The 24,343-nt window shown below is 61.3% G+C and carries 28 protein-coding genes and 1 riboswitch; of the genes, 10 read left to right on the top strand and 18 right to left on the bottom strand.

Going from position 1 to position 24,343, the window contains the following annotated elements:
* Nucleotides 1–45: 45 nt before the first annotated feature.
* Nucleotides 46–840, bottom strand: coding sequence for a protein-disulfide reductase DsbD domain-containing protein (locus WDN02_RS09880; RefSeq protein WP_337293329.1), 795 nt, complete (start codon nt 838–840; stop codon nt 46–48).
* 248 nt (nt 841–1,088) lie between these two features.
* On the opposite strand from WDN02_RS09880, the gene WDN02_RS09875 reads away from it, so the two are divergent.
* Nucleotides 1,089–1,700 carry a YqgE/AlgH family protein gene (locus WDN02_RS09875; protein ID WP_337293328.1) on the top strand — a complete coding sequence of 204 codons (612 nt, stop codon included), beginning with the start codon at nt 1,089–1,091 and terminating at the stop codon, nt 1,698–1,700.
* Between the two features lie 2 nt (nt 1,701–1,702).
* Here WDN02_RS09875 and WDN02_RS09870 read toward each other — a convergent pair whose 3' ends face one another.
* The 12 genes from WDN02_RS09870 to coxB form a co-directional block, all read right to left on the bottom strand.
* Nucleotides 1,703–4,534, bottom strand: coding sequence for an EAL domain-containing protein (locus WDN02_RS09870; RefSeq protein WP_337294910.1), 2,832 nt, complete (start codon nt 4,532–4,534; stop codon nt 1,703–1,705).
* A gap of 79 nt (nt 4,535–4,613) precedes the next feature.
* A complete protein-coding gene (locus WDN02_RS09865) occupies nt 4,614–5,228 on the bottom strand; it encodes a GNAT family protein (protein WP_337293327.1) in 615 nt (204 codons plus the stop codon).
* Nucleotides 5,229–5,239: 11 nt separating this feature from the next.
* Nucleotides 5,240–6,502, bottom strand: a complete 1,263-nt coding sequence (locus tag WDN02_RS09860; RefSeq protein WP_337293326.1) for a pitrilysin family protein — start codon at nt 6,500–6,502, stop codon at nt 5,240–5,242.
* Nucleotides 6,499–7,923 (bottom strand): threonine synthase, encoded by a 1,425-nt coding sequence (gene thrC, locus WDN02_RS09855; RefSeq protein WP_337293325.1) that lies wholly within the window; start codon nt 7,921–7,923, stop codon nt 6,499–6,501. Before thrC ends, WDN02_RS09860 begins: the two co-directional genes overlap by 4 nt.
* Before the next feature lie 96 nt (nt 7,924–8,019).
* Entirely contained in the window at nt 8,020–8,769 is a 750-nt protein-coding gene (locus tag WDN02_RS09850) for an SURF1 family protein (RefSeq protein WP_337293324.1), read from the bottom strand.
* A gap of 7 nt (nt 8,770–8,776) precedes the next feature.
* Complete coding sequence (locus WDN02_RS09845) at nt 8,777–9,169, bottom strand: DUF983 domain-containing protein (RefSeq protein ID WP_337293323.1); 393 nt, start codon at nt 9,167–9,169, stop codon at nt 8,777–8,779.
* 48 nt (nt 9,170–9,217) lie between these two features.
* Nucleotides 9,218–10,081, bottom strand: a complete 864-nt coding sequence (locus WDN02_RS09840; RefSeq protein WP_337293322.1) for a cytochrome c oxidase subunit 3 — start codon at nt 10,079–10,081, stop codon at nt 9,218–9,220.
* 81 nt (nt 10,082–10,162) lie between these two features.
* A complete protein-coding gene (locus WDN02_RS09835) occupies nt 10,163–10,771 on the bottom strand; it encodes a cytochrome c oxidase assembly protein (protein ID WP_337293321.1) in 609 nt (202 codons plus the stop codon).
* Nucleotides 10,772–10,779: 8 nt separating this feature from the next.
* Nucleotides 10,780–10,950 (bottom strand): hypothetical protein, encoded by a 171-nt coding sequence (locus WDN02_RS09830; protein WP_337294992.1) that lies wholly within the window; start codon nt 10,948–10,950, stop codon nt 10,780–10,782.
* Nucleotides 10,947–11,882, bottom strand: coding sequence for a heme o synthase (locus tag WDN02_RS09825; RefSeq protein ID WP_337293320.1), 936 nt, complete (start codon nt 11,880–11,882; stop codon nt 10,947–10,949). The genes WDN02_RS09830 and WDN02_RS09825 overlap by 4 nt, the downstream gene beginning before the upstream one ends.
* 52 nt (nt 11,883–11,934) lie before the next feature.
* A complete protein-coding gene (ctaD, locus tag WDN02_RS09820; protein ID WP_337293319.1) occupies nt 11,935–13,596 on the bottom strand; it encodes a cytochrome c oxidase subunit I in 1,662 nt (553 codons plus the stop codon).
* 50 nt (nt 13,597–13,646) lie between these two features.
* Nucleotides 13,647–14,519, bottom strand: coding sequence for a cytochrome c oxidase subunit II (coxB, locus tag WDN02_RS09815; RefSeq protein ID WP_337293318.1), 873 nt, complete (start codon nt 14,517–14,519; stop codon nt 13,647–13,649).
* Between the two features lie 392 nt (nt 14,520–14,911).
* On the opposite strand from coxB, the gene WDN02_RS09810 reads away from it, so the two are divergent.
* From WDN02_RS09810 to WDN02_RS09795, 4 genes are all read left to right on the top strand, one after another.
* Complete coding sequence (locus tag WDN02_RS09810) at nt 14,912–15,439, top strand: invasion associated locus B family protein (RefSeq protein ID WP_337293317.1); 528 nt, start codon at nt 14,912–14,914, stop codon at nt 15,437–15,439.
* Between the two features lie 115 nt (nt 15,440–15,554).
* Nucleotides 15,555–16,259 carry a hypothetical protein gene (locus WDN02_RS09805; protein ID WP_337293316.1) on the top strand — a complete coding sequence of 235 codons (705 nt, stop codon included), beginning with the start codon at nt 15,555–15,557 and terminating at the stop codon, nt 16,257–16,259.
* A 6-nt stretch (nt 16,260–16,265) separates the two neighbouring features.
* Complete coding sequence (gene dgcA, locus WDN02_RS09800) at nt 16,266–17,249, top strand: N-acetyl-D-Glu racemase DgcA (protein WP_337293315.1); 984 nt, start codon at nt 16,266–16,268, stop codon at nt 17,247–17,249.
* A gap of 66 nt (nt 17,250–17,315) precedes the next feature.
* Nucleotides 17,316–18,164: an ion transporter gene (locus WDN02_RS09795; RefSeq protein WP_337293314.1), complete on the top strand. Its 849-nt coding sequence runs from the start codon at nt 17,316–17,318 to the stop codon at nt 18,162–18,164.
* A gap of 2 nt (nt 18,165–18,166) precedes the next feature.
* On the opposite strand, the gene WDN02_RS09790 is transcribed toward WDN02_RS09795, so the two are convergent.
* The 3 genes from WDN02_RS09790 to WDN02_RS09780 all read right to left on the bottom strand — a co-directional run bounded on the left by WDN02_RS09790 (nt 18,167) and on the right by WDN02_RS09780 (nt 19,701).
* Nucleotides 18,167–18,784, bottom strand: coding sequence for an XRE family transcriptional regulator (locus WDN02_RS09790; RefSeq protein WP_337293313.1), 618 nt, complete (start codon nt 18,782–18,784; stop codon nt 18,167–18,169).
* 79 nt (nt 18,785–18,863) lie between these two features.
* The gene (locus WDN02_RS09785) at nt 18,864–19,061 is read right to left on the bottom strand and encodes a hypothetical protein (protein ID WP_337293312.1); all 198 of its coding nucleotides are present in this window, start codon (nt 19,059–19,061) and stop codon (nt 18,864–18,866) included.
* An 85-nt stretch (nt 19,062–19,146) separates the two neighbouring features.
* Nucleotides 19,147–19,701 (bottom strand): hypothetical protein, encoded by a 555-nt coding sequence (locus WDN02_RS09780; protein ID WP_337293311.1) that lies wholly within the window; start codon nt 19,699–19,701, stop codon nt 19,147–19,149.
* Nucleotides 19,702–19,917: 216 nt separating this feature from the next.
* Here WDN02_RS09780 and WDN02_RS09775 point away from each other — a divergent pair, with 216 nt between their 5' ends.
* Nucleotides 19,918–20,859 carry a trypsin-like peptidase domain-containing protein gene (locus WDN02_RS09775; RefSeq protein ID WP_337294909.1) on the top strand — a complete coding sequence of 314 codons (942 nt, stop codon included), beginning with the start codon at nt 19,918–19,920 and terminating at the stop codon, nt 20,857–20,859.
* Nucleotides 20,860–20,895: 36 nt separating this feature from the next.
* On the opposite strand, the gene WDN02_RS09770 is transcribed toward WDN02_RS09775, so the two are convergent.
* Nucleotides 20,896–21,258, bottom strand: a complete 363-nt coding sequence (locus WDN02_RS09770) for a rhodanese-like domain-containing protein (protein WP_337293310.1) — start codon at nt 21,256–21,258, stop codon at nt 20,896–20,898.
* 212 nt (nt 21,259–21,470) lie between these two features.
* Here WDN02_RS09770 and WDN02_RS09765 point away from each other — a divergent pair, with 212 nt between their 5' ends.
* Together WDN02_RS09765 and WDN02_RS09760 are read left to right on the top strand one after the other, a co-directional pair.
* Nucleotides 21,471–22,382 (top strand): PhzF family phenazine biosynthesis protein, encoded by a 912-nt coding sequence (locus WDN02_RS09765; protein ID WP_337293309.1) that lies wholly within the window; start codon nt 21,471–21,473, stop codon nt 22,380–22,382.
* A gap of 2 nt (nt 22,383–22,384) precedes the next feature.
* The gene (locus WDN02_RS09760) at nt 22,385–23,098 is read left to right on the top strand and encodes an NUDIX hydrolase (protein WP_337293308.1); all 714 of its coding nucleotides are present in this window, start codon (nt 22,385–22,387) and stop codon (nt 23,096–23,098) included.
* On the opposite strand, the gene WDN02_RS09755 is transcribed toward WDN02_RS09760, so the two are convergent.
* Nucleotides 23,089–23,352, bottom strand: a complete 264-nt coding sequence (locus WDN02_RS09755) for a hypothetical protein (RefSeq protein ID WP_337293307.1) — start codon at nt 23,350–23,352, stop codon at nt 23,089–23,091. The two genes, WDN02_RS09760 and WDN02_RS09755, sit on opposite strands and share 10 nt — an antisense overlap.
* A 104-nt stretch (nt 23,353–23,456) precedes the next feature.
* A riboswitch (Fluoride riboswitch) is annotated at nt 23,457–23,520 on the top strand.
* Nucleotides 23,521–23,621: 101 nt separating this feature from the next.
* On the opposite strand from WDN02_RS09755, the gene crcB reads away from it, so the two are divergent.
* Together crcB and WDN02_RS09745 are read left to right on the top strand one after the other, a co-directional pair.
* Complete coding sequence (gene crcB, locus WDN02_RS09750) at nt 23,622–23,996, top strand: fluoride efflux transporter CrcB (protein WP_337293306.1); 375 nt, start codon at nt 23,622–23,624, stop codon at nt 23,994–23,996.
* A 10-nt stretch (nt 23,997–24,006) separates the two neighbouring features.
* Nucleotides 24,007–24,321, top strand: coding sequence for a DUF190 domain-containing protein (locus WDN02_RS09745; protein WP_337293305.1), 315 nt, complete (start codon nt 24,007–24,009; stop codon nt 24,319–24,321).
* Nucleotides 24,322–24,343 lie beyond the last annotated feature (22 nt).

Raw genomic sequence — 24,343 nt, 5'->3', positions numbered from 1 at the left:
ACCACCAAAGTCGCGCAATTGCGTAGCTGGAGAATGCACGACGGGCTATTTTGCTCCCGACGTCGAAGCCTGCGTCGGCAGATCGAGATCCGCGCTGAAGACGTAAGACTGCGCCGCCGTCGTCAAGGTTAGCTGTGTTGAGATGCGCGGCGATAGGCCCTGCAAGGGCTGCTGAACAGCGACGAGAGAAAAACGCCGCACCGAAAGCCGATGCGTTTCGATGTCCCAGCCATTGGGCGCCTCGGCGAAAAGGTCGCTCGGCTCGGGACCCTTCCAATCGAGAAACCACGTCGGCCGCGCCGCAGCCGGATCGGCCGTGATCACAAATTTTTGCGCGGCTGCAGCTTTTGTAAGTGGAAGAGGCACGCGCGCCGCGGCCGCGGCGATGAGTTGTTCAGCATCGCTGGCGCCCGTTTGCGGCAATTCCAGCTCTGTGACACCTTTGGCCGGCAGGCAGATGTTATCGCAAACGGCGTAATCCAACGTGAGCCGCAGATGCACCGGCTTTGCCGGGTCACGCGCCGCAACCGCGATCGGAAACGTGACGCCGCCGCGATAACCGAACGCCTCGAGGCCCTGCTCATTGATCCGCAGCGGAGCCGGATAAGCGACGTCGGCTGCGGCGAGATTCGTTGAACCCTGGAACGAGAACGTGGGCGGCACGCCCGCATCGCCCGGTTGACGCCAATACGTGACCGCTGCTCCGGCAAGCTTTATCTCTACAGCGGCTGTATAGCGCCCGTGCCCGCGCGCCGTGCCGGCGATCAGCCGCATCTGCGCTTTATCGCTCGCGGTGCCGGACCAGGCACTCGAAAAGGGCGCGGAGGAATCAGGCTTCAAGGAATCAGGCTTCAGGGAATCAGACCTGGCGGCAAGCGCCACGAGGCAGAAACCTATCCCTAGCCCCCAAAAAAGAGGATGGCAAAAGCCCGGCGCCTGCGCCAACATGGGCTTGGAACCTAGGGAACAAAGATTACGTAGGAGTCTTCCGACCACGAGCGCGTTTTCCTTTTTGCCAATTTCACATTGGCAAAAGATGAAATTGTGGCTTTCGGAACCTATTTGTTCCTTATCTGGCAAGAGTCTTAATGATGGCGACAGCGAAAGCGAAGGGTAAAGATAACGAATATCTCGACGGGCAATTCCTCCTGGCAATGCCCGGAATGGCGGATGACCGTTTCGCCCGTAGCGTCGTTTATCTTTGCGCGCATTCCGACGAAGGCGCGATGGGCATCGTCATCAACCGCCGCGCGCCCAGCCTCAATTTTCCCGAACTTCTTATTCAGCTTGAAGTCATCAAGCCGGACGAAGCAATCCAATTGCCTATGCAGGCAGGCGCGGTTCCGGTTTTGCGCGGCGGCCCGGTCGAAGCCGGCCGTGGCTTCGTGCTCCACTCAAATGATTTCTATATCGACAATTCGACGCTGCCGATCGACGGCCGCGTGTCGCTGACGGCGACAGTCGATATTTTGCGCGCGATTGCTAACGGCTCCGGCCCCGATCGCGCAATTCTTGCGCTTGGTTACGCCGGCTGGTCGCCCGGCCAATTGGAAGACGAGATGCAGAATAACGGCTGGCTCACCTGCCCCGCAGATGCATCGCTTATCTTCGACACGCCGCTCGAAGACCGCTACGGGATGGCGATGCGCAAGATCGGCATCGATCCTGGCTTTCTTTCGGCCGACGCCGGCCACGCCTAATCCTAAGCCGCTGCCTGCGCCGCGCCGACCAGCTTACGGGCCTCGCTCGCGCTCATCGGATGGCCGAAGACATAGCCCTGTGCGAATTCGCAACCAAGCTGGTAGAGCTCGATCGCATCAGATTCGGTCTCAGCGCCCTCCGCGACGATGTCCATGCCGAGATCGTGCGCCAAAGTCACAATAGAGCGAAGAATGACAGGGCGCGCGCCCTTGCGATTGTGCTGCACGAACGAACGGTCGATCTTGATCGTATCGAAGGGGAATCGCTGCAGATAAGCCAGCGAGGAATATCCGGTGCCGAAGTCGTCGAGTGAAAGCCCCGCGCCGAATTCATGGATGCGGTGAAGAATCTGCGCCGCATATTCGGGATTTTCCATCACCAGGCTTTCGGTCAATTCGAGCTTCAGCGTGCCGCGCGCGATCTTCCAGCGTGAAAGCACAGCGCGTACGTCCTGCAAGAGATCGTGACGCAGCAATTGACGCGACGAGATGTTGACGCTGGCGAAAAGCGGCGGATCGAGATCAAGCGCCGATTGCCAGGCCGCAAGTTCGCGCGCCGTGCGCTCCATCGCAAAAAGACCGAGATCGACAATGCTGCCCGTCTCTTCCGCAACCGGAATGAATTCGGACGGGCTGAGACGTCCGAGCCGCGGATGATCCCAGCGCAGTAAAGCCTCGAACCCGGCGACTGTGCGATCCTCAAGCCGAATGATCGGCTGAAATAGAATCTGCATCTCGCCGCGATCGAGCGCGCGGCGCAAATCGGTCTCAAGCGTCAGCCGATCCGACCGAACTGTGCGCATTGAGGGGCGGAAGACTTCGATGCGATTGCCGCCGTTGCGTTTGCCATGGCGCACCGCGATCTCGGCATCGTTGAGCATATCCTCGCGATTGGCGTGCAATTGCGGGTCGAATAGAGCGAGACCGATCGAAGCCGTAAGGGGCACCTCGGTCTCGCCGAAGGAGACCGGGGTCGAGACCGCGCGGCGCACGACATTGGCAATGGCGATAATATGGTCTGTCTCACTCTCGGAAATCACAACGGCAGCGAACTGATCGCTGCTCAGCCGCGCGAGCGTATCCTGCGGCTTCAAGATGCGGCCAAGCCGGCGCGCGACCGTCAGCAAAATTGAATCGCCAGCCGAAAAGCCGATGGTCTCGTTTATATGTTTGAAACGGTCGATGTCGATGCAGATGACAGTCGGCCGGATCAGCGCGTCGGTTTGCGAAAGTTTGAGCGCGGCGTCGAGCCGGTCGAAGAACAATTCGCGGTTAGGCAGGCCAGTCAGATTGTCGTTGACGGCATCGTGCAAAAGCCGCGTCTGCGCCGTCTTCTGTTCGGTGATGTCGGAGAGCGTGCCGATGACGCGGATGACTTCACCTTCCGGTCCGGTCACCGGACGCGCCTTGAGCAAGAACCAGAAATAATGCCCGTCGGCGGCGCGCAGCCGGAATTCCTGATTGATCCGCCCGCGTCTTTGCTCGAGCATCGTGTCGAGGCTGGCGCGGTAGCGATCGCGCTCGAATGGATGCAGGACATCGAGCCATTTCGAAGCCGCGCCCTCAAGCTCGCTGTGATAAAGCCCGAGCTGCGTTTCGACCTCGGGACTGACATACACACGGTCGGAGTTGACGTCCCAATCGAAGATTGTGTCGCCGCATCCGGTGAGCGCCAATGCCTTGCGCTCGGAATCGTTGATCGCGCCATAGCCGAGACCGCCGCCCGCGAAGGCGTTCTGCATCACCGTGAACCCGATTAACATCACGATCAGGACCAGACCGCCAATCAGCGCAGGTGACACAAGGTCGTTGGTGAGCGAACCCGTGACGGTGAAACCCGCGGCGACCACCCAGACGAGCAGCAAAAACCAGGTCGGGATCAGCATCACCGCGCGGTCATACCCATGCGTCGAAAGATAGAGCACCAGGATGAAGCCGACCGCGGCGATGGTCGCGAGCGAAATCCGCGCAACGCCGGCCGCAATCGGCGCATCGAAGATCGCGAGCCCGATCAAGGCGACGAGAAATGCCAGCCACGCCATCGCCACATGCGAGGCGCGGACATGCCAACGATTGAGATTGAGATAGGCGAAGAGGAAGACCAGCAGCGTCGCGGCCAGCGAGGTTTCGGCACCGGCGCGCCAGATACGATCGGCCTGTTCCGATGTGTCGAAAATCTTGTCCCAGAAACCGAAGTCGATGCAGACGTAAGCCAGCACCGCCCAGGCCAGCGCCGCGGCGGCGGGAAAGATCACCGCGCCTTTGACTACGAAGACGATCGTCAGGAAGAGCGCGAGAAGGCCGGCAACGCCGATGACGATGCCCTTATAGAGCGACAGGCTAGTGAGCTTGTCTTTGTAGGCGTCCGGTTGCCAAAGATAGAGCTGTGGGAGACCGGCGGAGCGTAACTCTGCGACATAGGTCACTGTCGTGCCCGGGTCGATCGTCAGGCGGAAGACATCGGCATCGGCGCTTTCGATGCGCTCCGGCGGAAAGCTCTGGCTCGCGGTAATTGCCGAAATGCGCGACGCGCCGAGGTCAGGCCAGATCACACCCGAGCCGACAAGCCGGAAATGCGGCGCAACGACAAGCCGCTCAAGCTGCTCGTCCGTATCATTGGTCAGCGCGAAAACAATCCAGTTGGGATGCGAGCCGGGTTCGAGCGCGCGAACCTCGATGCGCCGGACAATGCCGTCGGACCCTGGCGCGGTTGAGACCAATAGACGGTCGCCTTGGGCGCCGTACCGTTCAACCGCCTTGGTGAGATCGATCGCCGTCGCGTCGAGCGGAATACGCACAGATTCGATGGCGTGGGCCGGCGCGACCTCCAACATCAGAAGCGCAACGACGAGCAAGGCCGGATACCGGCACACCAAATTCCATACGCGTGAAGCCAGCGACATTTTTCTCCACTCAGCCACGGTCGCGCCGCGTCACTCGCAAGGGCAGCGGGTCGGTTTCGAGAAGCGCATAAAGCAGATGGTCTTGCCAAAGCCCGTTGATGCGCAGATAGGCGCGCGCCAGCCCTTCCCGCTTGAAGCCGACGCGTTCCAAAAGTTGAATCGATACCGCGTTATGCGGCAGGCAAGCGGCCTCGATCCGATGCAGGCGCAGGGACGTGAAGGCATAGCCTGTCATCGCCCTTACTGCCCGCGACATGAATCCCCTGCCCGCGTAGGGCATTCCCATCCAATAGCCAAGCGTTGCAGATTGCGCGACGCCGCGTTTCACCTGGCCAAGCGTCAGACCGCCGACAAGCCGGTCATCGTCATCGCGAAAGATGAAGAACGGATAGGCCTCATCGTTCGCCATTTCCTGCAAATTGCGACGCAACCTGCGGCGGAACGATGTGCGGGTCAGGTCGTCCCCGGGCCACGTCGGCTCCCAGGGCGTCAGGAAGGCACGGCTCTTTTCACGCAGATCGGACCAGGCCTCATAGTCGCGCGGCTCCGGCGGACGCAGAAAGACGCCCTCGCCGCGGACGAAATTGCTGATCTCGCTCGGCGCTCCGAGCCGGAACAGGGCCAACCGATCCTCCCTCAAGCGCCGCCGACGAGTTCGCGAATACGATCCGGCGTATGGACCTTGGCTACGGGCCCGACGGCTGCCACCGTCGGCACCGTGCGTAAGGCCGCCGCGCCCGCTGCGCGGATCTCGCTTACCGTCAGATTATCGATTCTCGCCAGAATTTCGTCTCGGCTCAGCACCCGGCCATAAGCCAGAATCTGGCGCGCGATCTGCTCCGAGCGGGCAGTCGAGGATTCAAGCGCCGTAAGCTGCGAGACTTTCATCTGGGCCTTCGCGCGGTCGATTTCAGCTTCGCTCAAATCTTCCGCTGCCTTCGCCAAACATTCAAGAGCCACGGGCACGAGTTCGCGGACTTGCGCCTTGCTCGTTGCGCCATAAAAGCCGAAGAGGCCGGTGTCGGCATAGCCCCAATGAAAGGAATAGACCGTATAGGCAAGCCCGCGGTTCTCGCGAACCTCCTGGAAAAGCCGTGAAGACATGCCGCCGCCGACCGCATTGGTGAAAACCTGCAGCGCGTAATAGCCAGGCGCCGCATAAGACAGGCCTTCAAAGCCGATCACGACATGCGCCTGCTCGAGACGGCGGCTCAAGCGTGTATCGCCACCGAGATAACGCGCCGGCGTCACCGCCTCCCCGACCTGCGCCGACATATTGGCAAAGCGCGCTGCGGCGGCGTCCACAATCTGCGCGTGATCCAGAGCGCCAGCGGCGCCGATCGTCGTGACACCACTGCGATAATGTTTGGCAAGATAGTTCGAGATCATCGAGCGATCGAACGCCTTGACGTGTTCCGGCGTACCGAGAATGGGCCAGCCGATCGGCTGCTCGGGAAAGGCCGCAGCATTGAAAAGATCGAAGACAAGATCGTCCGGCGTATCCTCGACTGCGCCGATCTCCTGAAGGATGACCTCTTTTTCGCGTTCGAGCTCGTCCTTGTCGAAGACGCTGTCCGTCAGAATGTCCGCCAGAATATCGATGGCAAGCCCCGCATCGCTCGCGAGCATGTGAGCATAATAGGCCGTCTGCTCGACACCCGTCGCGGCGTTAAGATCGCCACCAGCGCTCTCGATCTCTTCAGCAATGTCGCGGGCCGAGCGGCGCCGCGTGCCTTTGAACGCCATATGTTCGAGTAAATGCGAGAGGCCGCGTTCGCGCGGCCGTTCATGCCGCGAGCCCGCCGCCACCCAGACGCCGAGCGAGACGGTTTCGAGATGCGGCATCCGGTCGGTGACGATGCGCAGGCCCGACGGCAGGGTCGTGATTTCGACGCTCATGACGCCGCCCTTCGCGATGCAGTGCCGCCTTGCAAACGCCCGCGGATGAAATCTTCGATCGCGTGCTGATCGTTGGGCAGGACATCGAAATACTCGGGCCGCGTTTCGAGATCGGCGAGATGCGCCGGCAGCGGTGGATGCTGGCCGGTTGCGGCTTCGATGGCGGCGGGGAATTTCGCCGGATGCGCGGTGCCAAGTACGATCGCAGGCACATTGGGATGCGCGGTCAGGGCTACGCGCGCGGCGCCAACGCCGACAGCGGTGTGTGGATCAATCAATCTCTGCGTCTCGCGCCAGACACGCGCGATCTCCTCACTTGTCTCAGTTTCACCGACCCGGGCGGCATCGAATTCGGCACGGACTGCCGCGAGCGGCGCGGCGGCGACCGAAAAGCCGCCGGATTGCTGCAACGAATTCATCAACCCGCTAACGGCCGAGGCATCACGGCCATAGGCCTCGAACAAAAGCCGCTCGAAATTCGAGGACACCTGAATGTCCATTGACGGCGACAATGTGGCTTCGACGCGCCCCGTCTCATAACGGCCGGTGTTCAACGTGCGCACGAGAATGTCATTAGAATTCGTCGCGATGACCAACCGCTCGATGGGCAGGCCCATTTTTTTCGCGATCCAGCCGGCGAGAATATCGCCGAAATTGCCCGTCGGCACGACGAAGGAAACAGGCCGGTGCGGCGCGCCGAGCGCCACCGCGCTCGTGAAATAATAGACGATCTGCGCCATGACGCGCGCCCAATTGATCGAATTGACGCCCGCGAGCGCAAACTCCTGACGAAAGCGTTTGTGGGCGAAAAGCGCCTTCACCATGTTTTGCGCATCGTCGAACGTGCCGTCGATGGCGATCGTATGAACATTGGCGGCGGCAATGGTCGTCATCTGCCGGCGCTGCACGTCGGAGACGCGGCCATTCGGGTAGAGGATAAAAACATCGACCTCGGGCAAGCCCTGAAAGGCGGCGATGGCGGCGGCGCCGGTATCGCCCGACGTCGCGCCGATGATGGTCGCGCGCTGGCCCCGCGCGGCCAGTACATGCTGCATGAGCCGGCCAAGGAGCTGCATCGCAAGATCCTTGAACGCCAAAGTCGGGCCGTGAAATAATTCGAGCAGGAAGAGATTGTCGCCCAGCTGCGAGAGCGGCGCGACCGCGACATGATCGAACCCGGCATAGGCCGACGCGATCATCTCGCGCAGCACCGAGCGTTCGAGCGTTCCGGCGACGAATGGCCAGATGACGGCTTCCGCCACAGCAGCATAAGGTTGGCCCGCGAAAGCGGCGATTTCAGCCGTCGAAAACTCCGGGTAGGATTTCGGCAGGTAGAGGCCGCCGTCCTCGGCGAGACCGGTGATCAGTGCATCGGTGAATGAAAGCACGGGCGCAGCGCCGCGCGTCGAAATGTAATCCACTTTCCGGCCTGGGTTGTCGCGATTCCGGGGTGGTTTAGCACAAAACCGCGGCTGCGGGGATTTTTGCGGCGTTGGCCTTGATTGCCAAGCTCACGCTTAACCTTTTGCTTCTGCGCGCCTTTCGCGCCATGTCCGCAAAAGATAACCGCCCACGACAATCCACAGGCCACCCGCGATGCCGAACCAGGTCAAGGCGTATTCGAAGTGGTTGTTCGGAATATTGACGCCATTCAGGCTGCCGGCTGGCCAGCCTCCGGCAATCGCGGTCTTGTCCTCATCGACAACGAACCGCGCTGCATGCGTAAGGCCGGAATGCGCCGCGATCGCCAAAGGATCGCGCGTAAAGTAGAGCCCCTTCGCGGGATCGTCGGCGGGCGTGAAAAAATTGCGCGACTGCGGTGGACGCATGAGCCCGGTGACGGTGACGTCACCTTCTATCTCGGTTTTGGGGCGCGCACTTTTCGCGGCCAGCGCCGCCGGCACAAAACCGCGATTGACGATCACCTGATCGCCGGAGGCAAGAACCAAGGGCGTCAGGACAAGATAGCCGGGCCCCACGTCACCGGGACCACTGGTATCAAACACCAGCACTTCCTTGGCATTGTCGAAATGGCCGCGAAGCGCGACGTGCTGATATTCGTAATCTTCCGGCTTGAGACGCGGCCAGCTCGCGGGATCAGGCAGCTCTTGCGGCGCTGCCGCACTGCGTGCCGCGATCCGCGCAATCAGCTCTTCCTTCCAAGTGAGGCGATGCAATTGCCAGACGCCGAGGCCGACGAGAAGCGCCGTCGCGGCAAAGGCAAAGAGCAAAGGGACGACGAGGCCCTTGCGTGCTGACGCGGGCATCGCGCGTCTAGCTTTCGAGCCGGCCGAGCTCGGCCTTATTGCGATATTGCAGCGCCAGCAGAATACCCTTCAGCGGCCGCAAAAGCCCGAGGCAGACGATGATCGTCAACGGTAGGAAGATAACGAAATAGACCCAATAGGGCGGCTCGTAGAGAACCTCGATCAACAGAGCGAGGCCGACAATCAGAAAGCCGGCGAAGAGCATGACGAACACCGCCGGGCCATCGCCGGCATCGGCGAAACCGTAGCTCAGGCCGCAGGCATCGCAGCCCGGCGCGACAGTCAGCAATTTGGAAAACATTTTGCCACTACCGCAGCGGGGGCAATGGCCGGCGATGCCAGCCCAAACCGTCGAGGCGACGGATCGCGTTTCGGGGCCGCTATTTTCGAGATGACTCATGGCGGCCTTGTGCGCCCGGCAGACGCCGGGCGCAAGCTTTTCGCAAACTTAATGTTCGAACGGACCGCCCCAGGATCCCCACACATAGATGCAGGAGAAGAGGAACAGCCACACGACGTCAACGAAATGCCAGTACCAGGCGGCAAATTCGAAGCCGAGATGGCGCTGCGGTGTGAACTGGCCGGCAAGCGCACGCAAGAGGCAGACGATCAGGAATATCGTGCCGATGATGACGTGGAAGCCGTGGAAGCCTGTCGCCATGAAGAAGGTCGAACCGTAGATCGACCCCTTAAAGGCAAACGGCGCGTGAGCATATTCGTAGGCCTGCACGCAGGTGAAGGAAATGCCGAGCAGAACCGTCAGGATGAGGCCGTTGACGAGGCCCTTGCGATCGTTGTTGAGCAACGCGTGATGCGCCCACGTCACCGTCGTGCCGGAGGTCAGTAGGATCAGCGTGTTGAGCAGCGGCAGATGCCAGGGGTCGATCGATTCGATGCCCTTCGGCGGCCAATGACCGCCAGTGAAAGTCTGGCGCGCATATTCGATCGCCTCGTTCGGGAACAGGGCCGCATCGAAGAACGCCCAGAACCAAGCGACGAAGAACATGACCTCGGAGGCGATGAAGAGAATCATGCCATAGCGCAGGCCAAGCGAGACGACAGGCGTATGCACGCCCGGCGTTTGCGCTTCCTTGATGACGTCAAGCCACCAGTTCGCCATGACGAACAGCACGCAAATCACGCCGGCGAAGAAAACATAGCCGCCGGGCTTCACGGCGTCGATGGGGATCGACTTCATCCATAGGACGGCGCCGACCGCCATGAGAAAGGCGCCGAAGGCGCCAATGATTGGCCACGGGCTCGGATCGACTAGATGATATGGATGGGCGGGCTTGGCATGCGCATCAGACATTTCGTTCCCTCTCGTCTCTCCGGGGTTTGACACCCCTGCGGCTCCCTTGTCCCGTGCCGCGTTTCCTCGATCTATGCGTTATCAGAGTCGCGGTGGCGCGATGCCCGTGGCCTGGGCCAAAGGCTGTCCGTCATGCGCGGGGTAGAACGTGTAGGACAGCGTCACCTCATCGATGCCGCTCATCGTGTCATCTTTTTCCAACGCGGGGTCGAGAAAGAAGACGACAGGCATCTCAGCCGTTTGATGCGGACCGAAATGCTGCTCGGTGAAACAGAAGCAGGCGAGCTTGTCGAAATAGGCGCCGGTCTGGCCGGGCGAAACATTATAGACAGCGCGCGCCGCGATCTCGTGATCAGTGAGATTGGTGACCTTGTAGAACACTGTTGCGGTCTGGCCCGTTCGCACGCTCACCTGCAGGATTTCCGGCGCAAACGACAGCGCAAGGCCACGCCCGACATTGGCATCGAAATGCACCGTCATGATGCGTTTGCCCTCGGCCGTCGGGGCAACATGGCGCACCTGCGTCGTGCCGGCGAAGCCGGTCGCGGCACAGAAAGCGCGATAGAGCGGCACGGCGGCGAACGACATGCCCAACATGCCGATGGCGACGGCGAACACCGTAAAGGCGACAAAACCCTGACGCGCGCCTCGTGCGCGGCGTGGTGATGGGTCTTGTGAAGGAAGCGCCATGTCGGATCCTATATCGGCGGCTTGGTGACGCCGGGGCCGAATTTGACGATTGTCACGGCATAGAAAATCACAACAAGCGCGCCAACGACGAGACCGATGGCGATGTTGCGTAGCCGGCGGCTCCGCGCCTGCTCCGGCGTCAGAATCACGCCCTTCGGATCGAGATCGTACTTCATCACCGCATTGCCCCGATGACGAAGATCACGCGCTCGATCAGGATTTCGGCAAAAAGAACGTAGAGATAGACGATCGAGAACCAGAAGAGGCCCATCGCCGTCTTGGTAGCCACCTCACCATCACGCACACGAAAAACCCGGATCGCGCGGCGGACGAATTCGATGCCGAGCCCAAGAGCGATGATGCCGTAAACGATCGACACGAAGCCGAGCGCGTAAGGCAAAACGCCGACGCCGGCGAGGATCACGCTGTAGACCAGGATCTCAAGCCGCGTGTGGTCGGCGCCCTTGATGTTGGGCATCATCGGCACGCCGGCTTTGCCGTAATCGGTCGTGCGGGCCAATGCGAGAGCCCAGAAATGCGGCGGCGTCCACATGAAGATGAGCGCGAACAGAACGAGGGGCGCAATGGCGATATGACCCGTCGCGGCTGCGTAGCCGACGACCGGCGGCAACGCACCGGCGGCGCCGCCAATGACGATGTTCTGCGGCGTCGAGCGCTTGAGCCATATCGTATAGATCACGATGTAGAAGAAGATCGTGAAGGCCAGCAAAGCGCCGGCCAGGAGATTGGCGACGAGGCACAAAGTCCCGACCGCGAAGCCGGCGAGGATGAGGCCGAACGCCAGAGTCTCGGGCCGCGTAATGCGCCCCATCGGGATCGGCCGCTTGCTGGTGCGCCGCATCACCGCGTCGATATCGGCGTCGTACCACATGTTGAGCGCGCCGGAGGCACCGGCGCCAACAGCGATGCAAAGCAGCGACGCAAATCCGATGACGAAATTCACCGGATGCGGCGCGAGTAGAATTCCGGCGAGCGCCGTCACGACGACAAGCTGCATCACCCGCGGCTTGACGAGCGCGAGATAATCGCGCGGCTCGGCGGTGGAAATCGCCGCGAACCCGGATGCGCTGTTATCGTCGATAAGGCTCATTCTCACTCGATGCTTATGCGGCGGGCGGGATGAACTCCCGCCCTGCCTCAGATCAATGATCGCTGCCGACGATGCGCGGCAGAACCTCGTAGGAGTGGAACGGCGGCGGCGAACTCACCGTCCATTCGAGCGTCGTCGCACCAACGCCCCATGGATTATCGCCGGCGAGGCGCTTCTTCGCGAAGGCATCGAAGATGATGTAGAGGAAGAGGAGGACGCTGACGCCCGAGAGATAGGAGCCAAACGAGGAAACCTCGTTCCACAGCCGATATGCATCGGGATAATCGATGTAGCGGCGCGGCATGCCGGCGAGGCCGAGAAAATGCTGCGGGAAGAAGGTGACGTTCACGCCGATGAACATCATCCAGAAGTGAATCTTGCCGAGCGTCTCGTCGTACATGTAGCCGCTCATCTTCGGGAACCAGTAGTAGAAGCCCGCGAAGATTGCGAAGACCGCGCCGAGCGACAGAACGTAGTGGAAATGCGCCACGACGTAATAGGTCTCGTGCAGATAGCGGTCGATACCGGCATTGGCCAGCACGACGCCGGTCACGCCGCCGACGGTGAAGAGGAAGATGAACCCCGTCGCCCACAGCATCGGCACGCGGAACGAGATCGAGCCGCCCCACATCGTCGCAATCCAAGAAAACACTTTGATGCCGGTCGGAACCGCAATCACCATCGTCGCGAAAACGAAATAGCGTTGCGTGTCGAGCGACAGGCCGACCGTGTACATGTGGTGCGCCCAGACGACGAAGCCGACGACGCCGATCGCGACCATGGCATAGGCCATGCCGAGATAGCCGAAGATGGGCTTTTTCGAGAAGGTCGAAATCACATGGCTGACGATGCCGAAACCGGGCAGGATCAGGATGTAAACTTCAGGATGGCCGAAGAACCAGAAGAGATGCTGGAACAGGATCGGGTCACCGCCGCCTTCCGGCTTGAAGAAGGAGGTGCCGAAATTGCGGTCGGTCAACAGCATGGTGATGGCGCCGGCGAGAACCGGCAGCGACAGCACCAGCAGGAACGCCGTGACGAGAACCGACCAGGCGAACAGCGGCATCCGGTGCAGCGTCATGCCCGGGGCGCGCATGTTGAAGATCGTGGTGATGAAATTGATCGCACCGAGGATCGACGAAGCGCCGGCAAGATGGATCGACAGAATGACGAAATCCATTGCCGGACCGGGATGTCCCTGCTCCGAGAGCGGCGGATAAAGAACCCAGCCACCGCCGAAGCCCTTCATGCCCGGCGCGCCTTCCATGAAAAATGAGATGAAAAAGAGCGCGAAGGAGGCCGGCAGCAGCCAGAACGAAATATTGTTCATGCGCGGGAAGGCCATATCCGGCGCGCCGATCATCAGCGGCACGAACCAATTGCCGAAGCCGCCAATCAACGCCGGCATGACGACGAAGAAGATCATCGTTAGTCCGTGCGCGGTGATAAATACGTTATAGAGGTTCTTGGCGTAGTCGGTCGCCATGTCCGGCGGGGCGCCGTCGAAAATCCGTGCCAGAAACGGGAAGACCTGGAGGCCCGGTTCCTGCAATTCGGCGCGCATCGCAATCGACAAGGCGGCGCCGAAGACGCCGGCACAAATCGCGAAGATAATGTAGAGCGTGCCGATGTCTTTATGATTGGTCGAATAAAGGAAACGCCGCCATCCGGTGGGATGGCCATGTGCGTCATGCGCGGTCGCGGTCGTGCTCATCGTTGGTCCCCGGGAATCCTCGGTATTATTGGCTGTTTTGGCGCAAAAGCCTAGTTCCTCGCCGTTGGCGGCGACGCATCGGCGTAATGCGGCAAAGCATTAGCCGAGAATTTCTTCTTCGCGTCCGTCAGCCATGCCGCATAATCGGCATCGCTCACCACACGGAAGACGATCGGCATATACGCGTGATCTTCGCCGCACAGCTTGGAGCATTGGCCGTAATAGGTGCCGACCTGCGTGGCGCGGAACCATGTCTGATTCAGCCGCCCAGGCACGGCGTCGACGCGGACGCCGAAAGACGGCACCGTGAAGGAATGAATCACGTCGGTCGCTGTCACCTGGACAAGCACGGTCTTGTTGACCGGCACCACGGCGGCGTTATCGACGGCAAGCTGGCGCAAATCGCCCGGTTTCAGATCCTTGTCCGCCTTGATGTAGGAGTCGAAATCGAACCCATCGCTCGGATAGGAATAGCTCCAATACCATTGATGGCCGGTGACCTTCACAGTCATGTCGGTCTTCGGGATCACCAATTCATGATCGAGCAGGCGGAATGACGGGATCGCGATAAAGACGAGAATCAGCACCGGCGCGATCGTCCACGCGACCTCAAGGCCCGTATGGTGGGTCAGCACTGATGGCGTCGGATTGGCCTTCTCGTTGAAGCGGTAGACCACATAGAGGAGCAGCGCGCCGACGAAAATGCTGACCGCGAAAATGATCGGCGTCAGAATACCATTGTAGAAGAAGTGGATTTCCTCGGCGATCGGTGTCACCGGCGGCAGCATCCCCACTTGCCCGGGGAGCGCATAGCCATCAGCCAGAGCTGGCGCGGCAAAGAGCAGGGAAAGCAAGGAGGCGCCCAGAAGCGCGCGCGCGCCGTGACGTTTCAGCCAAAGGCCCGGATTATGCGAAAAGCTCATGAATTTTCGTCGCTCCCCTGCCCACCATTATCGCAAGTCCTCGCCACCGGCCCCGCGGCGCGAGCGTGTGGGTTGAATAGTTCAAAACCACAAAGCTTTATTTCGCGCAACTCGACTTTTCGCAAGCCATTACGCAAATTTGACACGGCACGGCCAGTTTGGGCATTTGGCCCGCCCTATGCGGCGGCGCAACATGTAGGCGACAGCACCGGGCGAATTTATTCGGCGCCGTCCGCGCCTCAGCCCTGCCGGATTTGCATCCCTTTTATGATCCGCTAATGAAAACGTTCCGGTTCGCGCTGCGGTCTCGATTCGATTGCGGCACAAGCGGCGCCGCGACGTTCTGCAGACGCAGCGTCGCCTAGATTTTGCCGATGGCACGAGAACAGAGCATGACCGACCTGACGGGATTACACCGCGCCGCCTCGGTGCTGCTTCTCTGCCTCCTGACAATCCTTGTTAGCAACTTCGCGGCGCCCGCGGCTCTCGCCCAGGGTGTTGTCAAAGCCAAGCATGGCGATTGGGAAGTCCGCTGCGAGACGCCGCCGGGCGCCGCCCATGAACAATGCGCTTTGTTGCAAAGCGTCGCCGCCGAGGATCGGCCAAACATCAATCTGGTCGTGATCGTCCTCAAGACGGCGGATGCGAAGAGCAAGCTTTTGCGCGTGATTGCGCCACTGGGTGTCCTGCTCCCCTCCGGCCTGGGGCTCAAGATCGACAATATCGATGTCGGGCGGGCCGGATTCGTCCGCTGCCTGCCGACAGGCTGCGTCGCCGAGGTCGTTATGGATGACAAGCTTATCGGCGAGATGCGCAACGGTCATAATGCGACCTTCATCATCTTCCAGACCCCGGAAGAAGGCATTGGCATTCCGCTGGCGCTGGACGGCTTCGGCGAGGGATACGACGCGTTGCCGTAGAACGGTGGCGCCGGCAATCAGCCCGAATCTGGAAAGTTGCAGACTTTCAAGAAAAGTTTATGCCGTAAATTTTACGTGCGCACAGCGCGTTACGGAGAGGATCGGAGCGGGGGACATGCAGGAGCTTGCGCAGGGCAATGCGGCGGTTGGGGCAGCGCGCTATCGGGCGCTGGCAGGCGGCACGGTGTTTCTCGCCAGCGCCTTGCTCGCTCTCACCGGTTGCAGCAAAACCGTCGGCAGTTTCGATACGGACGACAGCAACCAGACCAAGATGAGCAATCTATGGGCGCTCGTCCAATTCAAGCCGATTCCGTCGCAGCCGCAGCCCTTCGCCCCAATCAAATGCCCTGAGATCAGCGTTCAGGACGGCACGGCCGAGGACCGCGTCTACGGCCCCGGCGACGACCATTCCAACGCCAATGTCCGCTATCAGTTCTCGATCATCAATTTCGCGCGCGACTGCCAGATCGTCGGCAATCAATATCAGATGAAAGTCGGTGTCGAAGGCCGCGTGCTGTTAGGGCCGCTGGGTTCGCCAGCCACCTACCCCGCCCCGATACGCGTTGCCGTCGTCAGCCGCGCCGACGGGTCGGCAACCGTGAGCAAACTCTATCGTGTCCCTGCCAGCGTTCCGGCAGGCGGGACGGAAGGCCCCTTCACGATCGTGACTGACCCGCTGAGCGTCCCGGTCACCGGCAAATATTCCGATCAGGATTACATCATCAAGATCGGTTTCGATTCGCAGGCCAACGGCGACGTTGGCGCACCGCGCGCGCATCATAGGCATCATCCGGCCGCAGCTGCTGCCGGAGCCAACTGAACTATTGTGCCCAAGCGCGGCTTGCACATCGCCGTCGAGCGCTTTCCGATCGCCGGCCGATTTGTCATCTCGCGCGGCGCCAAGACGGAAGCTATCGTCGTCGTTGCGACCTTGAACGAGGGCGATGTCCGCGGCCGTGGCGAATGCGTCCCCTATGCGCGCTATGGCGAAAGCACCGAGAGTGTCGTTGCGCAGATCGAAGCCCAGCGTTCCGCGATCGAAGCCGGTGCCGGACGCGACGATTTGCAAAAGGCCTTGGCCGCCGGCGCAGCGCGCAATGCGCTCGATTGCGCGTTCTGGGATCTGGAAGCGAAGCGCAGCGGGATACGCGCCTTCGAACGCGCCGGCCTCGCGGCGCCGGCCCCGGTGATCACCGCCTATACGCTCTCGCTCGATACGCCCAAGGCGATGGCCAGGGCAGCCAAATCCGCCGCACGCCCCTTGCTGAAACTCAAACTCGGTGGCGACGGGGATGCCGAGCGGCTGGCCGCCATTCGCGCCGCCGTGCCGGACGCCGCGCTGATCGCGGATGCCAACGAGGCCTGGTCGCCGGAAAATCTCGCGGCCAATCTCGCCGCTTGCGCGGCGCATGGCATCGCGCTGATCGAACAGCCGCTCCCCGCAGGGCACGACGCCATCCTCGCAGACATCTCCCACTCCGTTCCACTTTGCGCCGACGAAAGCCTGCACGACCGCGCCGATCTCGCAGCTCTGCGCGGCCGCTATGATGCAATCAATATCAAACTCGACAAGGCAGGCGGCCTCACCGAAGCATTGGCACTTACGGACGAGGCCGCGCGGCTCGGCTTCGAAATTATGATCGGCTGCATGGTCGCGACGTCCCTGGCGATGGCGCCGGCATTGCTGCTTGCCGGACGCGCGCAATATGTCGACCTCGATGGGCCGCTGCTTCTCGCACGCGACCGGCCGGACGGCCTTGTTTATGACGGCTCGTGGGTTCACCCACCCGCGCCCGCCCTGTGGGGATGACGCGCGCTGCAAAATTGCTTCATAGTGCTCAGCTAGCGATGTTCCCACGATGTCAGGACGGGACGGATGTTGGATAACGGCGAGCAATCATTACGCGCCCGCCTGAGCGAGCTTTTTGACGATGACGCGCCGCGCACCCTGGCCGTGCGTGTCTTCAATATTGCACTTGCGACTCTCATCATCGTCAATGTCATTGCCGTCATCCTCGAATCCGTCTCGTGGATGAGCCAGCGCTATTCCATCACCTTTCTGGCGATCGAGCGCGTCGCGACCGTAATCTTTGTGGCCGAATATCTTTTGCGCGTCTGGACCGCCGTCGATTATCGCAACGGGCGTTTCCGCGATCCAATCTGGGGTCGCCTTGAATATATGCGCGGTTTCTTTCCGCTGATCGATCTGGTCGCCGTTCTGCCGGCAGTGCTCGGCTTTTTTGGCGGCGCCGATCTGCGCGTCCTGCGGCTGTTACGGCTTTTGCGGATGATCAAGCTGACGCGGCATTCGACCGTCTTCGGCTTGCTGTGGGCCGTGCTGCGCCAAGAGGCACGCGCCATCGCGGCGCTGATCTTCGTCCTCTGCCTCACGCTGACCGTCAGCGGCGCGCTGATGTACATGATCGAGGGCGACGTTCAACCGAACGTTTTCTCGTCGATTCCGGCCTCGATGTGGTGGGCGATCGAGACTGTCACGACCGTCGGCTATGGCGATATGGTGCCGGTCACGTTTGCGGGACGCGTCCTCGGCGGGGTGGTTTCAATCATCGGGATCGGCACGCTGGCGCTGTTTTCCGGCCTCATCACAGTTGGCTATATCAACGAGTTGCGTCTGCGGCGCACACCGAAACATATGGATGACGATGAACTCACCTGCCCGCATTGCGGCGGCCTGCTCCGGCATTCACGCGCCAAGACAAGCTAAAGTTACTCCATCGCCGCAGCTTTGAGGATGCAGACCATCATCGCCGCCGCCGGTTTGCCCGTCCGATTGCGAATGACATGCGGCCGGTCGCAGCGATAGCGCAATGTCTCGCCGGCCTTGGCATGTTCGACGGTCCCCGCGACTTCGACCTCAAGCTCGCCATCCGTGACCGACAGGCATTCGACCGAGCCGCGCTGATGCGGATCGGACGCGAGCGCGCCGCCCGCCTCGGCGTGAAAGCCGTACCATTGCAGCCATTCGACGGTTTTGATCCAGCCAAAGATTTCCAACCGGCATTTGCCGTCGTCGGACACCAGGATCGGCGTGTCGCCGCGCGTCGATTTTTCGAGAAACGGTTCGTCTTCGCTGACCTGCAACATGCCCTCGATCGACACATCGAGCGCCTGCGCCAATCGCCAGATGGTGGCGAGTGTCGGATTGGTCTCGTTGCGTTCGATCTGGCTGATGATCGACTTGGCGACGCCGGATTGTTCGGAAAGCTCGGAGAGCGAAAGATTGAAGGATTTACGCAAGCGGAGAACAGTCTTGCCGAGCTGACCGGAGACAGAAAGCGCGCCCGCCTCCAATGCCTTCGCCTTGTCGCGACCCTCGATGCCCAACGCCTGCCTCCGGAACTTTCAATCAGTCCCAGATATTAGACGATTCCGTTTGAAATATCGAACGCCGGTCCAGCAACGCTCACGAGCGCCCCGTCAGACGGTGTAGCCCGGCCGCAACGTCTTCCTTGAAATGGGCAAAACGCGCGCCGGCTTCATCCCAATTTACGACCGGGCAACCAGCGCCCGCGGGGCACACCGGCGACTTACCCGAATCCATCACATAGGCGGCGCCGATGGTCAGAAAAATCCCGACGATGATTCCTAGCAAGAGTTGCATCGCGTCCTCCCTCTATTGATGCCGACTCTGCGCGGCCGCCCCAAAAACTTAACGGCGGCGGCAAAGTTCCGGCTGAAAATCTTGTTTAACTGAAGAGTGCGACTTTCTCCGATGTCGAAAGCCGGTCGAGCCGCGTCAACGCGCCCGGTTCACCGTGCGGCGCGGCGGACACGGGTGCCACAGGCGATGGGACGACCGCGGCTGGCGGCACTGGCGCCGGCAAGTGTTCGGGTGGCCCCGAGAGACCCGGCTTGATGTCCGGCGCGGGCGGCGCCGACTTGAGCACGGGCGCGCCGCGCAACAGGCCGCCGACGGCGCGTGCCTGCGTTTCGACATCGCGGCAATAATGCTCGTCGATCCCGTCGGCGCGCATATTCCCGGCGAGAATTTCGAGCGTCTGCGACACGTCGCGCAGCCTCTGAACGAGAAGGCGGATCGACGGATCGTTCGGGAGGTGATGCTCGCGCACCGTCTGTTCGAGCTTGGCGAGGCCGTCGAGCATCTGCCGCATCTCATCGACGCGGCTGCGGCGCGTATATTCGGCAAGAAACCAGCGACCGCGCACGGTCTCGACAACCGCCGCTTCGATGGCATCGTAATCTTCCGCGCTCAAGCCGTCGGGCGGCGGAATCATCGCCATCGTCTGCTCCTACCTGCGAATCGCTGTGGCGTAGTCTGCGCCGGGCGCTGGCGAAATCCAAGCCGTGCGGCCGGCGGCGATGGGGGCCTTTTACAGGACAAAGGCGTACCTACATCTATGTCCAACGAAAGGACTTCAATGTTCGACAATCCCCACACATTTCTCCTGGACGACACGCTGGAAAGTGCCGAGGCGGTTGCGGCCGTTGCGCCGCCTATGGCATCGCCCGACGATGCGGTCCTGCTCGACGCCTATTCGCGCACGGTCTCCGAGGTCGTGGAGCGCGTCGGTCCGGCGGTCGTGCGGATCGACATCCGCCGCGGCGACGGCAAGCACGGCGGCTCGGGCTCGGGCGTCATCGTTTCGCCCGATGGGCTGATTCTGACCAACAGCCATGTCGTGCAAGGCGGCAAACGCGCCGAGATCACCACGCTCGACGGACGTAATCTCTCCGCCCGCGTGCTCGGTGACGATCCCGACACCGATCTCGCGCTCGTGCGCGTCGAGGCCGACACCACCCTGCCCTTCGCGGCGCTTGGCGATTCCAAAACGCTGAAGCGCGGCGAGATCGCCATCGCCATCGGCAATCCGCTCGGTTTCGATGCGACCGTGACGGCTGGCATCGTCTCGGCGCTCGGCCGTTCGCTGCGCTCGAAATCCGGCCGTCTGATCGACGACGTGATCCAGACCGACGCAGCGCTGAATCCCGGCAATTCCGGCGGCCCGCTCGTCTCGACCAGCGGCGAGGTCATCGGTATCAACACGGCGATGATCGTCGGGGCGCAAGGCATCTGTTTCGCCGTCGCGGCGAATACGGCGCGTTTCGTCGTCGGCGAACTCATTCGCCACGGCCGCGTGCGCCGTGCCGCGCTCGGCATCGGCGGCGGCACGATCCCGCTGCCGCGCCGGATCGCGCTGCGCCTCGGTCTTGAACAGGCGACGGGCGCCGTGATCACCGCCGTCGAGCAAGGCGGCCCGGCCGACGAGGCGGGGCTGTTGACGGGCGATATCGTGCTCGCTGTCTCCGGGACGCCGGTGACGGGCGTGGACGACCTCGTGCGTCTGCTCGATGCCGACAAGATCGGCTCGACCGTGCCCCTCGACGTTCTGCGGCGCTCTGACAAGCGGCGTTATTGGGTGGCACTCAGGGAGAGGTAAGAAAAAGGGGCGCTTCGGCGCCCCTTTTGATTCCGATTACTTCCGAAGTTCGTCTTCGAAAGTTTCGACCGGCTCGCCGGCGCCTTCCCAGCCCAAAATGCCGCCGGGATAATGTGCGCGGATGTCGTCGCGGCCGGCCTGCTGCGCGAGGCCGAGCGCGGTGATCGAGCGGCGGCCCGAACGACAGGAAAACACAATTCGTTTACCGGGCTCTGCTGAGGGCAGTTTATCAGCGTCGAAGCTCTGCAGCGGGTTCAGCGACGAACCCGGAATGTGGCCGGCGGCAAATTCATGCGGTTCGCGCACATCGACAAGGACGATAGATCCGTCCGCAAGCCCTGCTTTCAAATCCTTGAGGCTCACGTCCTCGACGATTGGTTTTGTTGCCACATCGGCCATTATGGTTATCCTGGGTTGTGGGCACGCCCGGCGCGCCACGATTGCTAATTCACGCTCTTTTATTGTATATAGCTACAATCTACGTTCCAGATTAGAATAATATGCTGCACGGCCCACGCAAGCAAGTCGTGAGCAATTTTTACCCGTGGCGCAAAGTTCAGTAGACGCGCTGCCGATGGCCCGACACAACACATGGGTCAGGAGAGCACCATTTGCATCGCCCCTATTATCTGCTTGATGTTTTCACCGACCGGCCGCTTGCCGGCAACCAGCTCGCCGTAGTGATCGACAGCGACGGTCTCGATGCGGCCACGATGCAAAAAATCGCTGCCGAGTTCAATCTTTCCGAAACGGTCTTCATCTTTCCGCCGCGCGATCCGATCAACACCGCGCGCTTGCGCATCTTCACGCCGAAAGCCGAATTGCCTTTTGCCGGTCATCCGACAATCGGCGCCGCCGTGCTCATTGGCGAATTACGCGCCGCGTCGCTGATGCGCAGCGAGGACGTGCGCATCGTGCTTGAAGAGCCGGTAGGCGACGTGATCTGCCACGCGCGCCATCGTCCCGGTTCGGCAAGGCAGGCGGACTTCTTTCTTCCGAAACTGCCGGTGTTGATCGGCGAAGCGCAACCCAAAGCGAAAATTGCCGCCGCGCTCGGCCTGACGCCGGAAGACATCGGCTTCGACCGCCATCAGCCGGCGATCTTCTCAGCCGGTACGCCCTTCACATGCGTGCCGATCGCGTCCTGCGCCGCACTCGCGGCGGCACAACCCCGGCTCGATCTGTTCGCCGAGGCGTTTGGGCCGAGCGAAGTCGCGCACGCTTATCTCTATGCGCTGCCCGACGACGATGCGTCGCACGATTTCGAAACGCGCATGTTTGCGCCCACGCTTGGGGTCCTTGAAGATCCCGCGACAGGTGCGGCAGCGGCCGCTTTTGCCGGTGCGCTGATGGCTTTTGAAAATGTGCCGGATGGCCATCATGCCCTACGACTGGAACAAGGCGTTGCGCTTGGGCGGCCGAGCAAAATTATACTTTCGCTCGACGTTGAAGACGGCCGCCTGATCATGGCGTCGGTCGGTGGTTCCGCGGTGATCGTTGCCGATGGGACGCTCAATCTTTGAGCATGCCGCATATCGAAAAGATCGCCGCCATCGACGTCCGCTTGCGACCGAGAGTGTGGGATTTTGCGACAGATCGCGCCGCCGAAATCGAAGATTATTGGCAAAAGCGCCTGCAGGCCAATCCGCATCTTTATAATGGCAAGGTACTGCTCGCGGCCGATGTCATTCGCGATGCAACGCCTGCTGGCTTGCGCCTCCGGGGCACCTGTTTCGTCGTCGAATACAAGACATTTCTCGCCTGGCGCGCGTTCGGTCAGCCGTGGGACACGCGAAATCTTTTCGCGTTGGCGGCGTTGCGTTCGGCCGACGGCGCGTATCTTCTCGGCGAAATGGCCGCGTGGACGTCGAACGCCGGGCAAATCTATTCTCCCGGCGGAACGCCCGACCTGCACGATATCATCGATGGCGTCCTGGACCTCGAAGGCAGCGTCCTGCGTGAGCTTGCCGAGGAAACCGGCCTTTCGGCGCAAGATGTATCGCCAACGCCGGGATGGACGATCATTGATCGCGGCGGCTTGATCTGCTGCATGAAAGAATTGCGTTCGCCATTGACCGCCGCCGAACTCGTGGACCGCGCGGCAGGCTTCTTTGCGCGCGAGGAAAAGCCGGAACTGACGCAGCTCGTGCCGGTGTTCAGCGCCGCCGACATCAATGCATACATGCCGGATTTCATGCAGGCCTACCTCGGCCATGCCCTCAGCGTGATTCAGGGATGATAGCCGTGCCGCACTTCTGATTCGTGGATCAGGCTCAAAGCCTCGGCCTCGCGGCCCGCGGTACAAGCGGCGGTGGCACGCGACAACTCGCGTTCGATCTGCACATACACCGATTCATTAACATTGCCGGTGCGATGATCGTCGCCCACCACGGCTTGATAACGATCCAGGCGCTCGTTGCAGCCCGCCCACGCCGCATTGACGCCCGCATATAGGAGCGCGGCGCCCACAGCCGCCACATGCCACATCCGCATCCCGCACCTCCCGATCATTGCGCTCCAATGATCTGCGCGATTCCCGCGCGGCCGGTCAAGCGGCAGACCCGATCCAGTTGACAAGTTGCGGTTTGCTTTTCATTTTGCTGCCCGGCGATGGGGTTCCGCCGTGTAACCGCCCTCGGGGCTGATGACTCCTGCGAAACGTCGTTGCGACGGCAGGAGATCTGTGTGCTGAACCTTGTTCCCGAGTCCTTTTTGCGCAGCCGAATGCTGCGTCTCTCCATTGATACAAAGGCAGGCCGCGCATGTGGGCTTATGTGACGATCGCGATCGGCGGCGTTCTCGGCTGCTGGGCGCGTTACACGATGACAAATTCGGTTCAGGGACTGCTGGGCCGGGCGTTCCCCTACGCGACCTTGTCGATCAACATCGTCGCCTGCCTGCTCATCGGCTTTCTCTTCACCGCGATGGTCGAACGGTTCGCCGTTGCGCCGGCAATCCGGCTTGGCATATTGACCGGCTTCATCGGCGGCTTTTCCACCTTCTCGACCTTCGCGATGGAGACGTTTCTGCTTGCCGAACAGGGCGCGTGGGGACGCAGCGCACTTTATGTCGTCCTTTCGCTGCTGTTAGGTTTATTGGCGACCTTTGTTGGCGTCTTCGCCGCGCGCGCAATCTAGAGGTGTGACTATGGCAAAAGACGTCACGATCGTTCGCGCCTATCTCCGCGAGGCGGACAAGGGCCATCGCGAATCTTTGATGCAGGAAATTCTGAAAATTTTGCATGATGAGCGCCACGTCAAGGGCGTGACGGTCTTCCGTGGCATCGCCGGTTTCGGACAAACTGGCGAGGTCGTGAGCGGCGACCCGCTTTATTTTTTGTCCAGCCTTCCGGTGGTGATCGAATTTTTTGATACCCCGGAGAATATTGAACCCGCCGTGCAAGCCCTGAGCGGGCTGTTGCCGCCGGACCACATGATTTCCTGGCCGGCAAGGCAATATTGAACGCAACCTTTCTCCGCTTGGC

The sequence above is a fragment of the Methylovirgula sp. genome, from assembly GCF_037200945.1.
Lineage (GTDB): Bacteria > Pseudomonadota > Alphaproteobacteria > Rhizobiales > Beijerinckiaceae > Methylovirgula.
Note: the sequence above shows the minus strand (reverse complement) of the source record. Positions and strands in the feature narration are given on the sequence as shown.

Excerpts from the sequence above, each read along its gene's own strand:
- WDN02_RS09875 (WP_337293328.1), top strand. The coding sequence starts at position 1,089 with ATGATGGCGACAGCGAAAGCGAAGGGTAAAGATAACGAATATCTCGAC.
- WDN02_RS09870 (WP_337294910.1), bottom strand. The coding sequence starts at position 4,534 with ATGTTGGAGGTCGCGCCGGCCCACGCCATCGAATCTGTGCGTATTCCG.
- WDN02_RS09860 (WP_337293326.1), bottom strand. The coding sequence starts at position 6,502 with ATGAGCGTCGAAATCACGACCCTGCCGTCGGGCCTGCGCATCGTCACC.
- WDN02_RS09850 (WP_337293324.1), bottom strand. The coding sequence starts at position 8,769 with ATGCCCGCGTCAGCACGCAAGGGCCTCGTCGTCCCTTTGCTCTTTGCC.
- WDN02_RS09845 (WP_337293323.1), bottom strand. The coding sequence starts at position 9,169 with ATGAGTCATCTCGAAAATAGCGGCCCCGAAACGCGATCCGTCGCCTCG.
- WDN02_RS09840 (WP_337293322.1), bottom strand. The coding sequence starts at position 10,081 with ATGTCTGATGCGCATGCCAAGCCCGCCCATCCATATCATCTAGTCGAT.
- WDN02_RS09835 (WP_337293321.1), bottom strand. The coding sequence starts at position 10,771 with ATGGCGCTTCCTTCACAAGACCCATCACCACGCCGCGCACGAGGCGCG.
- WDN02_RS09825 (WP_337293320.1), bottom strand. The coding sequence starts at position 11,882 with ATGAGCCTTATCGACGATAACAGCGCATCCGGGTTCGCGGCGATTTCC.
- ctaD (WP_337293319.1), bottom strand. The coding sequence starts at position 13,596 with ATGAGCACGACCGCGACCGCGCATGACGCACATGGCCATCCCACCGGA.
- coxB (WP_337293318.1), bottom strand. The coding sequence starts at position 14,519 with ATGAGCTTTTCGCATAATCCGGGCCTTTGGCTGAAACGTCACGGCGCG.
- WDN02_RS09810 (WP_337293317.1), top strand. The coding sequence starts at position 14,912 with ATGACCGACCTGACGGGATTACACCGCGCCGCCTCGGTGCTGCTTCTC.
- WDN02_RS09805 (WP_337293316.1), top strand. The coding sequence starts at position 15,555 with ATGCAGGAGCTTGCGCAGGGCAATGCGGCGGTTGGGGCAGCGCGCTAT.
- WDN02_RS09795 (WP_337293314.1), top strand. The coding sequence starts at position 17,316 with ATGTTGGATAACGGCGAGCAATCATTACGCGCCCGCCTGAGCGAGCTT.
- WDN02_RS09785 (WP_337293312.1), bottom strand. The coding sequence starts at position 19,061 with ATGCAACTCTTGCTAGGAATCATCGTCGGGATTTTTCTGACCATCGGC.
- WDN02_RS09780 (WP_337293311.1), bottom strand. The coding sequence starts at position 19,701 with ATGGCGATGATTCCGCCGCCCGACGGCTTGAGCGCGGAAGATTACGAT.
- WDN02_RS09775 (WP_337294909.1), top strand. The coding sequence starts at position 19,918 with ATGGCATCGCCCGACGATGCGGTCCTGCTCGACGCCTATTCGCGCACG.
- WDN02_RS09770 (WP_337293310.1), bottom strand. The coding sequence starts at position 21,258 with ATGGCCGATGTGGCAACAAAACCAATCGTCGAGGACGTGAGCCTCAAG.
- WDN02_RS09760 (WP_337293308.1), top strand. The coding sequence starts at position 22,385 with ATGCCGCATATCGAAAAGATCGCCGCCATCGACGTCCGCTTGCGACCG.
- WDN02_RS09755 (WP_337293307.1), bottom strand. The coding sequence starts at position 23,352 with ATGCGGATGTGGCATGTGGCGGCTGTGGGCGCCGCGCTCCTATATGCG.
- crcB (WP_337293306.1), top strand. The coding sequence starts at position 23,622 with ATGTGGGCTTATGTGACGATCGCGATCGGCGGCGTTCTCGGCTGCTGG.
- WDN02_RS09745 (WP_337293305.1), top strand. The coding sequence starts at position 24,007 with ATGGCAAAAGACGTCACGATCGTTCGCGCCTATCTCCGCGAGGCGGAC.